The organism is Roseivivax isoporae LMG 25204, assembly GCF_000521865.1.
GTDB classification, from domain to species: domain Bacteria; phylum Pseudomonadota; class Alphaproteobacteria; order Rhodobacterales; family Rhodobacteraceae; genus Roseivivax; species Roseivivax isoporae.
Genome location: NZ_JAME01000004.1, coordinates 112,736 through 126,685, shown reverse-complemented (window position 1 = coordinate 126,685; position 13,950 = coordinate 112,736). Strand labels below are relative to the sequence as shown.

The window sequence follows — 13,950 nt, the reverse complement described above, 5'->3', positions numbered from 1 at the left end:
CCCGTCCCGTGATCCGCACCGTGGCGCGACCGGCCGTTACGCGGCGCGGCGCACACCGTCCGCGACGGCGTCCGCCAGAGTGGTCGTGGTACCGGTCCCGCCCAGGTCCGGCGTGCGCGTGGCGGAATCGGCGAGCGCCGCGGCGATGCCCGCCTGGATCGCGGCGGCGGCGGCCGCGCCCTCGGGCAGCGTGCCCCGCTGGGCCAGCCAGTCGAGCAGCATCGCGACCGAGGCGATCAGCGACACCGGGTTCGCCTTTCCCTGCCCAGCGATGTCGGGGGCCGAGCCGTGCTGCGCCTGCGCCATGGCGTGATCGGCACCCGCATTGAGGGACCCGGCAAGCCCGAGGCTGCCGGACAGCTCGGCGGCAAGGTCCGAGAGGATGTCGCCGTACATGTTGGTGGTGACGATCACGTCGTAGCGGCCGGGGTCACGCACAAGATGCGCCGCCATCGCGTCGATCAGCACCTCGTCGTAGCGCAGGTCCGGATGGTCGGCCGCCACCGCGCGGCATTCCTCGAGGAACAGCCCGTCCGAGATCCGCAGCACGTTCGCCTTGTGCACGGCGGTCACGTGGCGGGCGGGGCGCGTTTCGGCCAGGGCGAATGCGGCCTCGGCGATGCGGCGGCAGGCCCGGCGGCTGATCTTGCGGATGGCGAGCGCGATGTCCGGATCGGGACGGAACTCGCCCGGGCCCTCGAACATGTTGCGATCGGCATAGAAGCCCTCGGTGTTTTCCCGCACCGTCACGAGGTCCACTGCGCGACCCGGCAAACCGAGGGCTTCGGGCGTGCGGGCGGGACGGATATTGGCATAGAGGTCGAGCGACTTGCGCAGCACGCCCGAGGGATTGAGCCCGCCCTTGGCCACCGGGGGATAGTCGTTGTGCGACACGGGGCCGAGGATCACGCCGTCCGCCGCGCGCGCAGCCGCGACGACGGTGTCGGGAATGGTCGTGCCGTGCGCGTCGAGGGCGGAAAAGCCGATCTCCGCCGTCTCGAGGCGCAGCGCGAGGCCGTAGGCCGCGTCGCAGGCGTCGAGCACCGTGCGCGTCGCCGCCACGATCTCGGGCCCGATGCCGTCGCCCTCGAGGATCAGGAGCCTTGCGCCGCTCATGACGCGGCCCGCGCGATCTGGGCCTCGCGGACGAGCGCCGCGAAACGGTAGAAGCCGTGCGCCATCTTGGAATACGGGATCAGCAGGAAGAGCGCGAGCACGCTGCCGAGATGCAGGGCGAGCAGGAGCGGCACCGCCGCGGTTCCGGTCGCGGCATAAAGAACGAGCCCCGACAGGCCCACGAAGGCGAGGAGCAGCACGAAACCCATCTGGCCACCCTTCACGTCCGGGGCGCCGAGCTCCGGATCGGCCTTGGTCCGGAGCCAGGCGAGCCCCAGCGCGCCGACGGTCAGCATCACGCCCCCGGGCACGCCGAGGAGCTTCGGCAGCGCGTACCAGGCATAGGGCGCCTCCATGCCGAAGACATAGTGCATGATCGTGCCCGAGGAGGTCGAGGCGAAGCACAGAAGGAAGCCGTAGAGCACGAGCTGGTGCATCTGTCGCCGCCGGTCCGTGTAGCGGTCGCCCTCCTCGAAGTTGCAGCCCTGTCCCTGGCCGCCCGAGAGGTTCCGGAGCCGGCCGGCCGAGGCGCCGGCCTCGCGGAGGTCCGCCCAGGTGACCCGCGTGCCGCCGACCTCGCGCCAGTACCGCGTCAGGCTCACCCCCATGGCGGCAAGCGGCAGCAGGAAGGCCGGGGCGAAGATCGCCACCATGGCCGTGTGGCCGAGATGCGCGTAGAACCCCTCTCCGCCGCTCGGCAGGGCCGAGATGGCGAAGAACATGAGGGCAAAGCCCGCGACGAGCGCGCCGGCGAGAGCGACCCCGCTCTTCTGGAACGTCTCGCTGAGACCGCCGGGCCAGGCGAGGCGGTCCCAGCTCTCGGTCCGCACCTCGGCCAGCGCGCGCGGCAGGTTCAGCGCAAATTCGTGCGGTTCGGTGTACTGGCAGGCGTAGTAGCAGCCGCGGCAATTGTGGCAGAGGTTCGCGAGCTGGGTGATGTCGCCCGAGGCGAACACCTTCTGCCGCGTGATCGCGGGGAAGACCGAGCAGTAGCCCTCGCAATAGCGGCAGGCATTGCAGATCTCGACCTGGCGCCGCGCCTCGTCGGTGGCGTCCGCGCCGAAGCTTTCGGGGTCGGTCTGAAGGGTGACGTCAAGCGACATGGGCTGCGGCCTCCTGGCCTGCGATGCGGCCGAACACGGTGCCGATGGTCATGCCGAACCCGGCCAGGTAGCCCTGCCCCAGGATCGAGCCGGCCATCATCTCTCCGGCGGTCCAGATGTTGTCGTAACGGCCCTCGGGGCCGGTGACCCGCGCGGTCTCGTCCACGCGCAGGCCAAGGTAGGTGAAGGTCACGCCGGGGCGCAGCACGTAGCCGTAGAACGGCGGCTCGGCGATCGGGCGGGCCCAGTTGGTCTTGGCCGGCTCGATCCCCGTGGTGGCGAGCCCGTCGAGCTCCTGCGGGCTGAAGCTTCCGTCGGTGCAGGCCGCGTTGAACCGCTCCACGGTCTCGCGCAGCTTCGCGCCGGGCAGGCCCAGCTTCTGTGCCAGCCCGTCGATCGTGTCCGCGCTTTCGGGCGGGTAGACCGAGGGCATGAAAAGGTCGATCGACCGGGAATCGATGATCGAGTAGGCGACCTGCTCGGGCTGGGCGGCGACGAGGCGGCCCCATATCGCGTAGCGTTTGGGCCAGACGTCCTCGCCCTCGTCATAGAAGCGGTCGCCGTCGCGGTTCACCACCACCGAGAACGGCACGCAGTCGAGCCGGGTGACGATGCCGCCGTCGTATTTCGGCGCGCGGCCGTCGATCGCGACCGCGTGGCACTGGGTGGGGTCGCCGACGCTTTCCGCACCCTGGTCGAGCATGTCGCGGAGCACGACACCCTTGTTGTAGGGCGTGCCGCGGATCAGGAAGTTGCGCGCGCTCTCGCCCCAGGCGCGGGCCAGCCAGTCGATGTCGCCCTGGAAGCCGCCGGCGGCCAGCACGATGGCGCGGCCCTCGATCCGGTGCGTGACGCCGTCCTTCTCGACCTCGACATGGGTGAAGCGGCGCCCCTCGATGCCCACGTGACGCACCTGCGCCTCGTAGACCACGCGCACGCCGAGATCGGCGGCAGTGTTGTAATAGGCGTTCACCAGCGCCTTGCCGCCCCCGAGGAAGAAGGCGTTGGTCCGGCCGAGCGACAGCGTGCCCGACAGCGACGGCTGGAACCGCACCCCGTGCGCCTCCATCCACGGCAGCGCCTCCTCGGACTTGCGGATCGCGAGCCGGGCGAGGTGTTCGTCGGTCTTGCCCTTCGTGACGCGCATCAGGTCGTCGAAGAACTCGTCCTCCTCGTAGGCGTCGGTGAGGACCGACAGGGGCGCGTCGTGCTTGCAGCGGAAGTTCCGCGTATGGCGCGAGTTGCCGCCGCGATAGGTCTCGGGCGCGCCTTCGAGCATCAGCACGCTGGCGCCGGTCTCGGCGACCTCGATGGCGGCGCAGAGGGCGGCATTGCCGCCCCCCACGACCACCACGTCCCATCGGGTGGCGGACAGGCGGTTCAGATCGTCGGTCATAGGGCGTCTTCCGGATAGCTGTCGTCGAGGATGCCGATATCGCGCAGCATGCGCAGGCGGGTCCGCTGCGCGGCCTCCATGTGGCGGCGCATGGCCGCCTCGGCGGCGTCGCCGTCGCGGGACCGCAGCGCGTCGAGCACGGCCTGGTGTTCGATCACCGCCTCGGGTGCGCGGTCGGGCCGGCCGAGCGTCGAGGGCCCGAGGATCAGCAGCGTGGTGTGGATCGCGTTCACCGATTTGACGAGGAAGCGGTTGCGCGCGGCGTCGATGAGCGTGCGGTGCAGGAGCTGGTTCAGCTGGAAGAGCCGCGCACCGTCCCCACCGCAGGCACCCATCTCGTCGTTGATGCTCTGCAGCTCGTCGAGCTCCACCTCCGACGCGCTGCGGGCCGCGAGCCGGGACGCGGTGCCCTCGAGCACGGTCCGCATCTCGTAGAGCTCCATGATCTCCGGGTAGGAGAGCCGGCGCACGGTGGCGCCCGCCCGCGGCATGTGACTGACGAGCCCGTCCGCCTCCAGCCGGCGGATCGCCTCGCGCACGGGCGTCCGGCTGACGTCGAGCCGCTGCGCGATCTCGGTCTCGAGCAGGCGGGCGCCCGGCGCCAGCACGCCCGAGCGCACGTCGTTCAGGAGCGCCACGTAGACGCTTTCCCCCTGCGAGGCCCCGCCCGCACCGTCCTGCACGCGCGCCATGGATTCTTTGTCTTGATTCATGTGTGCATGTGTATACTCTTGGATACACATGAGTCAACACGCCCCCACCCCCGCCCCGACCGGCACCCGGCGCCTCGCGACCCTCGGCCTTGCCGCTGGCGGTGCGGCGCTGTTCTGGGTGCTCGACCTGCCGCTGCCGTTCCTCTTCGGCCCGATGTCGGCCTGCCTCATCGCCGCGCTGCTCGGCGCGCCGCTGAGGGGCACGGGGCCGGTGTCGAAGGCGGCACGCACGATCCTCGGCGTGGCGGTGGGCGCCTCCGTCACGCCGGAGGTGCTGGGCCAGCTGCCGGCGATGGCGGCCTCGGTCGCCTTCGTGCCGCTCTACGTCATCGTCATCGGCGCGATCGGCGTGCCCTATTTCCGCAAGGTCTGCGGGTTCGACATGGCAACCTCGTACTACGCGGCGATGCCCGGCGGGCTGCAGGACATGGTGGTCTTCGGACAGGAGGCCGGCGCGGACGTGCGGGCGCTGTCGCTGATCCACGCGACCCGCGTGCTGGTGATCGTGACGGTGGTGCCGTTCCTCCTGGTGCACCTCTTCGACCGGCCGCTCACGCAGCCGATCGGCGCGCCAGCCTCGGACCTGCCGCTTCAGCAGATGGCGCTCATGGCGGTGGCCGCGCTCGTGGGCTGGAAGGGGGGCGAGCGCATCGGCCTGTTCGGCGCGACCATCATCGGCCCGCTCCTCCTGACCGCGGCGCTGTCCCTCGCGGGCCTGATCGACCAGCGCCCGCCGCGGGAGGCGATCCTCGCCGCGCAGTTCTTCATCGGGATCGGCATCGGCGTGGGCTACGTGGGCGTGACCCTGCACGAGCTGCGCAAGGATGTCCTGGCCGGCGTCGTCTACGTGCTGATCCTGGCGGTCCTCGCCTTCGTGGTGACCGAGATCGTCGTCCTCGCCGGGTTCGCGACGCCCGTCGAGGGCTTCCTGTCCTTCGCGCCCGGCGGCCAGGCCGAGATGACGGTGCTCGCGATCGTCGCTGGGGCGGATCTCGGGTTCATCGTGGTGCACCACCTCACCCGGATCATCCTCGTCATCACCGGCGCACCGATCGTCGCCGCCGTCCTCCGCTTGCGACGCCGGGAATGAGGCGTCATTCGGGTCAGGAAAGATCCGCCAGGCTGCTTTCGCGGGCGGCCCGGACGTGGGCGCGCATCGCCTCCTCGGCGGCGGCCGGATTGCGCGCCTTGAGCTGGGCGATGATCTCGAAATGCTCCTTCAGCGCCTGGTCGGCGCGGCCGGGCTTCTGCGAGGACCGCAGCCGGTGGATGCGAAGCTGGTAGTAGACCTCGTTCAGCAGGATCCGCTGGATGTTCTCGCAGTTCGACGCCCCCGCGATGGCGGAATGGAAATCCTCGTCCGCGCTGCGCTGGCGATAGACGCTCTGACCGGATTGGGCGATCTCTGCGGAATCGCGGTGCAGGAGCGACTCGAGCTCCTCGACGAAATCGTCCGGCGCGAACTCCGCGGCCAGCCGGGCGGCCATGCCCTCGAGCGCCTCGCGCAGGTAGAAGAGCTGTCGCAGCTCGTGCGAGCCGAACTTGATGACCCGCACCCCGATGCGCGGGACACGGGACACGAGGCGCCCCTCGAGCCGGTGCAGTGCCTCGCGCACGGGTCCGCGGCTGATGCCGAGCCGGCGGGCGAGGTCGGCCTCCGAGATCTTCTGGCCCGGCTCGAACTCGCCGGAAATGATGGCCTCGACAACGCGATCAAAAGCTTCGGACGCCAGCGAAGTTCCGACGATTTTGTCCATACGGCACTCTGCCTCATGTGGTTCAAGGGGGGCGGACACCCCGGGTGACCTACGGGCGCGCGCGGTATTTTTCACTATTTGCAGTTGAATAGCACCATCCGGCCGGGCATGTCGATCTTGTAATCGGTTTTCGGTAAACTGTTGACAGTTGCCGGAGCCGTCCGCTATCCGATGGGACAATCGCACCGAACCGCCGCGTGGCGACACAATGGACGGACAGCCCAGATGAAGAACACGACACGACTGAAAGCCCTTGCCGCGGAGCGCCGGGCCATCAGCGTCCCCGGAGCGGCGAACGGGATGTTTGCCCGCGTGATCGAGGACCTCGGATTCGACGCGGTCTACGCGACCGGCGCCGGAATCGCGAACATGTCGCTCGGGGCACCGGATGTCGGGCTGACCACCGTCACCGAGGTGGCAAAGGCGGTGTCCGACATGGCCGACGCGGTCGACCTGCCGATCATCGTCGACGCGGACACGGGATTCGGGAACGCGGTGAACACGGTGCGGACCGTGCGCCTGCTCGAACGCGCCGGCGCCTCCGCCATCCAGATCGAGGACCAGGTCTTTCCAAAGAAGTGCGGACACTTCTCGGGCAAGGCCGTGATCGCGCGGTCGGAGATGGTGCAGAAGGTGCGGGCCGCCGTCGACAGCCGGCTCGACGACGACCTGATGATCATCGCGCGCACCGATGCTCGGGCGGTCGAGGGGCTGGATGCGGCCATCGACCGTGCCCATGCCTACATCGAGGCCGGCGCGGACATGACCTTTGTCGAGGCGCCGCAGGATTTCGACGAACTGGCCCGGATCGGCCGCGACCTGCCCGTGCCGCAGGTGGCCAACATCGTGTTCGGGGGCCGGACCCCCGATCCCGGACGCGCGGTGCTGGCCGAGAACGGCTTCGGCTTCGTGCTCTACGCGAACGCCGCGCTGCAGGCGGCGCTGCGCGCCTCGCGCGAGGTGCTGGGCGCGCTGAAGGTGGACGGCTCGCTCGACCGGGTGGGCGACCGGCTGGCCTCGTTCGAGGAACGCCAGACCACCGTGAACAAGGCGACATGGGACGCGCTCGAGGAACGATACAATGACAACTGAGACCCGCCGCCCCTGGGACGGCATCATCGGCGAAGACGAAGTGCGGGCCTACGAGGCCGCGGGATTCGGGGCCCCGACCGGCCTCGGCAAGCGCCCTGCCCTCCTGATCATCGACGTCCAGTACCGCACGGTCGGCACCGAACCGAAGCCGTTCTTCGAGGCGGTGAAGGAATTCCCGACCTCCTGCGGCCAGGTCGGCTGGGACGCGGTCGCGAACATCGCGAAGCTGCTCAAGGTCTTCCGCGCCAATGGCTGGCCGGTCATCTACCCCTACGTCGCGCCGAAGGAGAGCTTCGATACCGGCCGGCTCGCCGAGAAGGTGCCGGCTCTGATGGGCGTCTCGGCCAAGGGTTACGAGTTCGTGCCGGACGTGGCGCCTTCCGGCAACGACATCCTGCTGCCCAAGAAGCACCCGAGCGCCTTCTTCGGCACGCCGCTGGCCAGCTACCTCATCGACCTGAACGCGGATTCGCTGGTGGTCACGGGCTGCACGACCAGCGGCTGCGTGCGGGGCTCGGTGGTCGATGCCTTCGCCTACAACTTCCACGTCACGGTGCCGCAGGACGCGGTCTACGACCGCTCGAGCACGTCCCACGCGGTGAACCTGTTCGACATGGCCTCGAAATACGCGGACGTCATGCCCACGGACGGCGTGATCGAGGCCCTGGCGCAGGTCGGCTGAGACCGCCGCGACCGGACCCCCACATCAGCAGGAGACCCGACATGGCCAATGACGTCGACTTTCTCGTTATCGGGGCGGGCGCCTGCGGCCTCTGCGCCGCCATCGCGGCCACGGATGCCGGCCTCAGCGCGGCCATCGTGGAAAAGACCGATCGCCCCGGCGGGAACTCGGCCCTGAGCACCGGGTCGGTCCCGGCGGCGGGGTCCCGGTTCCAGAAGGAGGCCGGCATCGAGGACGACGCCGAGACATATTTCCGCGACCTCATGTCGATCGCGGGCGAGACCGAGGATCCGGACCTCGTGCGCCGCATGACCGCCGTGTCGGCCGAGACGGTCGAATGGCTGGTGGACGCGGTCAAGGCGCGGATCGAACTGGTCACCGCCTACAAGCACATCGGCCATTCGGTCCCGCGGCTGCACGCGCCGAAATCCCGCCGGGGCCGGGACCTGGTCGACGACCTCGTGCGCGCGGTCGAGGAACGCGACATCCCCCTCGCGGTGGGGAACACCGTCCGCCGCCTGATCGTCGAGGACGGGTGCGTGGCCGGCGCAGTGATCGACACCGGCGACGGCGCCGAGGTCGAGTTCCGGGCCGCCGCGACCCTGCTCGCGCTCAACGGCTTCGGCGCGAACCGCACACTCGTGGAACGCTTCACGCCCGAGATCGCGGGCGCGCAGTATTTCGGCGCCCCCGGTTCGGACGGCGAGGCGGTCGAATGGGGCGAGGCCCTCGACGCCGCACTCGTGAACATGGCGGCCTACCAGGGCTATGCCGCGGTGGCCGACCCGCACGGCAGCATCCTGTCCTGGACCACGATCGAGAAGGGCGGCGTCCTTCTGGGCGGGGACGGCGCCCGCTTCGGCGACGAGAGCCTCGGGTATTCGGGCTTTGCCAGGCACGTCCTGGCGCAGGGCGATTACGCATATGCGGTCTTCGACCAGCGGATCTTCGAGATCGCCATGCAGGAGGAGGAGTTCGCCGAGCTGCACGCGCATGGCGGCCTCAAGACGGGCGACAGCGTCGCGGACGTCGCCCGGGCGCAGGGCCTCGACGGTGACGCCGCGGAGGCATCCGTCGCGGACTACAACGCCGCCGCCGAAGCCGGGCGCCCCGACAGGTTCGGCCGCACCGCCTTCGGTCACGCGCCGCTCCGGGCGCCGTTCTATTCCTGCCGCACGGTGCCGGCGCTCTTCCACACGCAGGGCGGCCTGAAGGTCGATGCGCATGGCCGGGTCCTGCGCACGGACGGATCGCCGATCCCCGGCCTCTTTGCCGGCGGCGGCGCGGCGGCCGGCATCAGCGGGCGGGCCGGAGCGAACGGCTACGCCTCGGGGAACGGCCTGCTGACGGCGGTCGCGCTTGGCCGCCTCGCGGCGCTCGCCGCCGCCCGGGACCTCGCGAAGGCGGAACCATGAGCCTGTTGCAGGACCTGCTGACCGCGCTCGACGCCATCGACACGCTTCCGCCCGAGGTCGATGCGGCAGCGTCCGGCCACCTCCTGGACATCGTGGGCGTGGCCGCCGCGGCGGCCCGCAGCTCGGCCGGGGCGCCGTGGGTGCGGCACGCCGCCACCGTGGCGGCGGATGCCGGCCGGAGCTCGATGATCGGCACCGGGCACCGGGCGCGCCCGGCCGATGCCGCGCTGGTCAATGGCGGCCTGATGCACAGCCTCGAATACGACGACACCCATACCGGGGCCATCGCGCACGGGTCCGCGGTGCTGGCCGCGACCGCGCTCGCGGTGGCCGAGGCCGAGGGACGGAGCGGCTGCGCGACCCTGCGCGCCTACGCGGTCTGGTACGAGGTGCTGATCCGCCTCGGCCTCTCGGCCGCCGGCGGGTTCCAGGCCCGCGGGTTCCAGCTGACCTCGGTGGGCGGCGCGCTCTGCGCGGCCGGGATCGCGGCCACGCTCAAGGGCCTCGACCGTGAGGGCGTCGCGCACGCGGTCGGGATCGCGCTCAGCCAGGCTTCGGGCGTGTTCGCGTTCCTGTCGAACGGCGCGACGGTGAAGTCGATGCATCCGGGCTGGGCCGCCCATGCGGGCATCACCGCGGCAGAGCTGGCATCGGCCGGCCTGACCGGGCCCGACCGGCCGTTCGACGACACGTTCGGCCTCTTCCGCGTCTTCGCGGGCGACGCCGAGGGCGCGGGACGTCTTGCCGGGCATGTCGCCGACCTCGGCCGGCGGTGGCACCTGCCGGACGTGGCCTACAAGTTCGTGCCGTGCTGCCACTACATCCATCCATTCGTCGAGGCTGCGCGGGACCTGACCGCCGGACGGCCGGGCGCGGACGGGATCGCCGCGATCCGCCTGCACGTGCCGGAAGGGGCTGCGCCGATCGTCTGCGCGCCGTGGGAAGCGAAATGCCGCGCCTCGGGGCATGCCGCGCGGTGGAGCCTTCCGGTCGTCGTCGCGATGCAGATCGTCGAGGGGCGCGTCGGACTCGAGAGCTTCGAGCGCACGCCGGAGGCTGCCGTGTTCGAAGTCGCCGCGCGGTCGACATGGCGCCCGCTTGCGGACAGCCGCTTTCCGGAACGGTTCGACGCGCTGCTCGAGATCGAGACCGTCGGCGGCGAGGTCCTCACGCGCCGGATCGACGACGTCTACGGCAATGCCTCGCGTCCGCCCTCCGAGGACGCGGTCCGGGGCAAGTTCATGGACAACCTCGGCGACCTTGCCGATCCCGAAGCCGCGGAGCGGCTTGCCCACGCCCTGCGCCACCTGGCCCGTCTCGATGACTTGGGCGAGGTGCGCACGCTGCTGGCCGGCATTTCCGCGAAGGAGGCACAGACATGAGACACGACCTGCTGATCACCGGGGGCGAGGCGATCCTGCCCGGAACCGGCCGCACGCGGTGCGACATCGCGGTGACCGACGGACGGATTTCCGCCATCCTGGCGCCCGGACACGGCGCCGAGGCCGACGAAACGGTCGCGGCCGACGGCCGGGTGATCCTTCCCGGCGTCATCGACGCGCACCTGCACCTCGGACACGGCAAGGACATCTCGCGCCCGCAGGTGCCCGAGGATGCCGACCGCGAATCCGCCTCGGCGGCACTTGGCGGCGTGACGTGCATGATCCCCTACCTCATGTCGACCGGACCCTATTCCGGCATCTTCGACGAGGTCGTGGCGGTCACCGAGGCAGGATCGCGCATCGACTTCGGCTACCACCCCATCGTGTCGACCGAGGAGCAGCTGGCCGAGGTCCCGCGCTACATCACCGAATACGGCGCCCCGACGCTGAAGACCTTCATGAACAACCGGGGCGGCGAGGGTGAACGGCTGGGCCTGCCCGACATCGACGACGGGTTCCTGTACCGGCTGGCCGAGCTTGCGGCCGAGCATGGCGGCATGGTCAATCCCCACCCCGAAAGCATCGAGGTCGCCTGGACCTTCCGCGCGCGCGTGATGGGCGCCGATCCCGAGGGGACGGGCGGGCTGGCCGCGTGGGACGCGACGCGTCCGGGTTTCGTCGAAGGCGACGCCGTGCAGCGCGCAGCCTACCTCGCCAACCAGGCGGGCGCGCCGCTCTACGTCGTGCACACGTCCTCGACCGCGGCGCTCGAGGCCGCGCTTGCCCGGCGACTGGCGGGCGACGTGGTGCACCTCGAGACCTGCCCGCACTACCTGACGCACGACGTGACGTGGGAGGGCGGCGTCGTCGGCAAGATAAACCCGCCGCTGCGGCACCCGGAAGACCGCGAGCGGCTCTGGCAGGCGATCCACGACGGCGACATCGACACCGTCGCCACCGATCACGTGCACCGCGACATCACCTCGAAGGACGGCGGCATCTGGAAGGCCTCGCCCGGCTGCCCCGGCATGGAGACGCTGCTTCCGGTCATGCTGACCGAGGGATACCGCAACCGCGGCCTGCCGCTCGAACGCATCGTCGCGCTGCTGTGCGAGACCCCCGCCCGACTCATGGGCCTGTCCGACCGCAAGGGGCGGATCGCCGTCGGGCTCGACGCGGACCTGGCCTTGGTCGACCTCGATGCCGAGTACACCCTGCGGCGCGAGGACGTGGTGTCCTCGGCGGGTTACTCGATCTACGAGGGCTGGACGTTCCAGGGCAAGGTCACCGACACCTTCGTGCGGGGCCGGGGCGTGGTGCGCGCGGGCGCGCTCGTGCCGGACGCGGCCGGGACAGGCCGCTACCAGCACCGCACGCTGAGGCACTGAGATGGCGGCTCCCGGGACATCGCTGCCGCGGGTCGCGCTGATCGGGTGCGGCGGCACGATCTCGACCGTCGTGTCGGGGCCGTTCGACACGCTCGACTATCCCGAGACCGGCACCAAGCTTGCCGCCGCCGAGGTCCTGGCCGAGATGCCCGAGCTCGCCGCCTTCGCAGATCTTCGCCCGGTTCCGTTCCGCGAGGTCGGGTCCAGCAAGATCGGCCCCGATGACTGGCTGGCCCTCGCCCGCACCGTGCAGGAGACGCTCGATGCCGATCCGGAGCTTGCCGGGGTGATGATCCTTCACGGGACGGCGACGCTGGAGGAAACCGCCTTCTTCCTCGACCTGACGGTAGAGAGCGACCGGCCCGTGGTGCTGGTCGGGGCGCAGCGTCCCCTGCATACCGCCGGCAGCGACGCGGTCTCGAACGCCGCCGCCGCGCTCCGGACCGTGATCGCCCCCGAGGCCCGCGACCGCGGCGTGCTGGTGGTGCTGAACGACGAGGTCCACGCGGCGCGCGACGTCTCCAAGCGCTCGACGTACCGGCTGCAGGCCTTCGTGTCGGGCGCGTACGGGCCGATCGGCGTGGTCGACGCCGACCGGGTGGTGTTCCGTCGCCGCCCGGACCGCGCGGGGCTCCGCTTCGATCCGGCGCGGATCGAGGCGCTGCCGCGGGTCGACGTCCTCTACGCGGTGGCGGGCGGCGACGACGTGATGGCGCGCGCCTGCCTTGCGGCCGGCGCAAGCGGCCTCGTCTCCGCAGGTTTCGCGCCCGGCATGACCTCGCCCGCCGAACGCGACGCGCTGGCGGATGCCGCGCGGCAGGGCGTGGCCGTGGTCCAGTGCAGCCGCGCCGGCAGCGGCCGCGTCGCCCGGCGCGACGCGCTTGCCCGTGGCGGGTGGATCGCCGGCGGCGACCTGCCGCCGCACAAGGCGCGCATCCTTCTCATGCTCGGCCTGACGCGCACCGCCGATCCCGAGCGCCTGCAACAGGATTTCGACGAGGTCTGACATGAAACTGCGCACGCACGGCCGCTACGACTACATCCCCCTGCCCGACCGCCCGGACTATTCCTGGCCGGGCGGCAAGCGCCTTGCCTTCTGCCTCTGCAACAACCTCGAGATCTTCGGCTACCGCGAGGGTCTCGGATCGGACAGCGCCGTCCTCGGCGCGCCGCAGACCCACCGCAACTATGCCTGGCGCGACTACGGCAACCGCGTCGGCCAATGGTATCTCTTCGACCTCCTCGACGAGCTGGGCCTGCCCGCCTCGCACAACACCAATTCCGGCCTGCTCGCCGCCCATCCGCAGATCCTCGAGCGGATCGTGGCGCGCGGCGACGAGGTCGTGGGCCACGGGCGCACCAACGGCGAGCGGCAGGACGACCGCCCGGAGGCCGAGGAGCGCACGCTGATCGCGGAGGCGACCGAGGAGCTGATCGCGCATCTGGGCTACCAGCCCAAGGGCTGGATGGGGCCGTACTTCGCCCAGAGCGAGGTGACGCTCGACCTCCTCGCCGAGGCGGGCTACCGCTTCATGCTGGACTGGCCCGCCGACGACCAGCCGTTCTGGATGCGCACGCGCGCGGGGCGGATCATGTCGGTGCCCTATTCGGTCGAGCTGAACGATTCGCCCTCGATGGTCTTCCGGCAGGAAAGCGCCATGTCCTTCGAGCGCATGATCGTCGACCAGTTCGACGAGATGCTGCACCAGTCGCGCACGCGGCCGCTGGTCTTCACGCTCGTGACGCACCCCTTCGTGTTCGGACAGCCCTACCGCCTCAGGGCGCTGCGCCGGGCACTGACCCACATCCTGCAGCACCGCGACGCGCTCTGGATCACCACGGTCGGCGGCGTGCACGATCATTGCGCGGGCCTCGCGCCCGGCATCGTGCCGGGCAGTTGAGCGCC

General features: G+C 70.7%; 13 protein-coding genes. 8 read left to right on the top strand and 5 right to left on the bottom strand.

Annotated features, from left to right (window positions below; translation table 11 throughout):
- Positions 1-36 precede the first annotated feature (36 nt).
- The 4 genes from RISW2_RS03720 to RISW2_RS03705 are packed head-to-tail and all read right to left on the bottom strand — an operon-like array spanning position 37 to position 4,328.
- Positions 37-1,116 carry an isocitrate/isopropylmalate dehydrogenase family protein gene (locus RISW2_RS03720; protein WP_043766804.1) on the bottom strand — a complete coding sequence of 360 codons (1,080 nt, stop codon included), beginning with the start codon at positions 1,114-1,116 and terminating at the stop codon, positions 37-39.
- Positions 1,113-2,219, bottom strand: a complete 1,107-nt coding sequence (gene tcuB, locus RISW2_RS03715) for a tricarballylate utilization 4Fe-4S protein TcuB (RefSeq protein WP_043766801.1) — start codon at positions 2,217-2,219, stop codon at positions 1,113-1,115. Before tcuB ends, RISW2_RS03720 begins: the two co-directional genes overlap by 4 nt.
- A complete protein-coding gene (gene tcuA / locus RISW2_RS03710; protein ID WP_051491777.1) occupies positions 2,209-3,615 on the bottom strand; it encodes an FAD-dependent tricarballylate dehydrogenase TcuA in 1,407 nt (468 codons plus the stop codon). Before tcuA ends, tcuB begins: the two co-directional genes overlap by 11 nt.
- Complete coding sequence (locus RISW2_RS03705) at positions 3,612-4,328, bottom strand: GntR family transcriptional regulator (protein WP_244437500.1); 717 nt, start codon at positions 4,326-4,328, stop codon at positions 3,612-3,614. The genes tcuA and RISW2_RS03705 overlap by 4 nt, the downstream gene beginning before the upstream one ends.
- Before the next feature lie 28 nt (positions 4,329-4,356).
- Between RISW2_RS03705 and RISW2_RS03700 the strand changes: the two genes are divergently transcribed.
- Positions 4,357-5,418, top strand: a complete 1,062-nt coding sequence (locus RISW2_RS03700; RefSeq protein ID WP_043766797.1) for an AbrB family transcriptional regulator — start codon at positions 4,357-4,359, stop codon at positions 5,416-5,418.
- A 13-nt stretch (positions 5,419-5,431) separates the two neighbouring features.
- Here the strand turns inward: RISW2_RS03700 and RISW2_RS03695 are convergent, their stop codons facing one another.
- Positions 5,432-6,085 carry a GntR family transcriptional regulator gene (locus RISW2_RS03695; RefSeq protein ID WP_043766795.1) on the bottom strand — a complete coding sequence of 218 codons (654 nt, stop codon included), beginning with the start codon at positions 6,083-6,085 and terminating at the stop codon, positions 5,432-5,434.
- Positions 6,086-6,310: 225 nt separating this feature from the next.
- Here RISW2_RS03695 and RISW2_RS03690 point away from each other — a divergent pair, with 225 nt between their 5' ends.
- Genes RISW2_RS03690 through RISW2_RS03660 form a run of 7 tightly spaced genes read left to right on the top strand, consistent with a single transcriptional unit; the run spans position 6,311 to position 13,945 of the window.
- Positions 6,311-7,177 (top strand): isocitrate lyase/PEP mutase family protein, encoded by an 867-nt coding sequence (locus RISW2_RS03690; protein ID WP_043766792.1) that lies wholly within the window; start codon positions 6,311-6,313, stop codon positions 7,175-7,177.
- On the top strand, positions 7,167-7,859 hold the full coding sequence (locus RISW2_RS03685) for an isochorismatase family protein (RefSeq protein WP_043766789.1): 693 nt from the start codon (positions 7,167-7,169) through the stop codon (positions 7,857-7,859). Before RISW2_RS03690 ends, RISW2_RS03685 begins: the two co-directional genes overlap by 11 nt.
- 41 nt (positions 7,860-7,900) lie before the next feature.
- Positions 7,901-9,274 carry an FAD-dependent oxidoreductase gene (locus RISW2_RS03680; RefSeq protein ID WP_043766786.1) on the top strand — a complete coding sequence of 458 codons (1,374 nt, stop codon included), beginning with the start codon at positions 7,901-7,903 and terminating at the stop codon, positions 9,272-9,274.
- Positions 9,271-10,656 (top strand): MmgE/PrpD family protein, encoded by a 1,386-nt coding sequence (locus RISW2_RS03675; RefSeq protein WP_051491775.1) that lies wholly within the window; start codon positions 9,271-9,273, stop codon positions 10,654-10,656. Before RISW2_RS03680 ends, RISW2_RS03675 begins: the two co-directional genes overlap by 4 nt.
- Positions 10,653-12,044, top strand: a complete 1,392-nt coding sequence (locus RISW2_RS03670) for a dihydroorotase (protein ID WP_043766783.1) — start codon at positions 10,653-10,655, stop codon at positions 12,042-12,044. Before RISW2_RS03675 ends, RISW2_RS03670 begins: the two co-directional genes overlap by 4 nt.
- 1 nt (position 12,045) lies before the next feature.
- Positions 12,046-13,050 carry an asparaginase gene (locus RISW2_RS03665; RefSeq protein WP_043766779.1) on the top strand — a complete coding sequence of 335 codons (1,005 nt, stop codon included), beginning with the start codon at positions 12,046-12,048 and terminating at the stop codon, positions 13,048-13,050.
- A 1-nt stretch (position 13,051) separates the two neighbouring features.
- Positions 13,052-13,945 (top strand): polysaccharide deacetylase family protein, encoded by an 894-nt coding sequence (locus tag RISW2_RS03660; RefSeq protein WP_043766777.1) that lies wholly within the window; start codon positions 13,052-13,054, stop codon positions 13,943-13,945.
- Positions 13,946-13,950: the final 5 nt, after the last annotated feature.

Bases quoted from the DNA above. Each gene is read 5' to 3' on its own strand.
- RISW2_RS03690 (WP_043766792.1), top strand. From the start codon at position 6,311: ATGAAGAACACGACACGACTGAAAGCCCTTGCCGCGGAGCGCCGGGCC.
- RISW2_RS03660 (WP_043766777.1), top strand. From the start codon at position 13,052: ATGAAACTGCGCACGCACGGCCGCTACGACTACATCCCCCTGCCCGAC.
- RISW2_RS03700 (WP_043766797.1), top strand. From the start codon at position 4,357: ATGAGTCAACACGCCCCCACCCCCGCCCCGACCGGCACCCGGCGCCTC.
- RISW2_RS03720 (WP_043766804.1), bottom strand. From the start codon at position 1,116: ATGAGCGGCGCAAGGCTCCTGATCCTCGAGGGCGACGGCATCGGGCCC.
- tcuB (WP_043766801.1), bottom strand. From the start codon at position 2,219: ATGTCGCTTGACGTCACCCTTCAGACCGACCCCGAAAGCTTCGGCGCG.
- RISW2_RS03680 (WP_043766786.1), top strand. From the start codon at position 7,901: ATGGCCAATGACGTCGACTTTCTCGTTATCGGGGCGGGCGCCTGCGGC.
- RISW2_RS03695 (WP_043766795.1), bottom strand. From the start codon at position 6,085: ATGGACAAAATCGTCGGAACTTCGCTGGCGTCCGAAGCTTTTGATCGC.
- RISW2_RS03665 (WP_043766779.1), top strand. From the start codon at position 12,046: ATGGCGGCTCCCGGGACATCGCTGCCGCGGGTCGCGCTGATCGGGTGC.
- RISW2_RS03675 (WP_051491775.1), top strand. From the start codon at position 9,271: ATGAGCCTGTTGCAGGACCTGCTGACCGCGCTCGACGCCATCGACACG.
- RISW2_RS03685 (WP_043766789.1), top strand. From the start codon at position 7,167: ATGACAACTGAGACCCGCCGCCCCTGGGACGGCATCATCGGCGAAGAC.
- RISW2_RS03670 (WP_043766783.1), top strand. From the start codon at position 10,653: ATGAGACACGACCTGCTGATCACCGGGGGCGAGGCGATCCTGCCCGGA.
- tcuA (WP_051491777.1), bottom strand. From the start codon at position 3,615: ATGACCGACGATCTGAACCGCCTGTCCGCCACCCGATGGGACGTGGTG.
- RISW2_RS03705 (WP_244437500.1), bottom strand. From the start codon at position 4,328: ATGAATCAAGACAAAGAATCCATGGCGCGCGTGCAGGACGGTGCGGGC.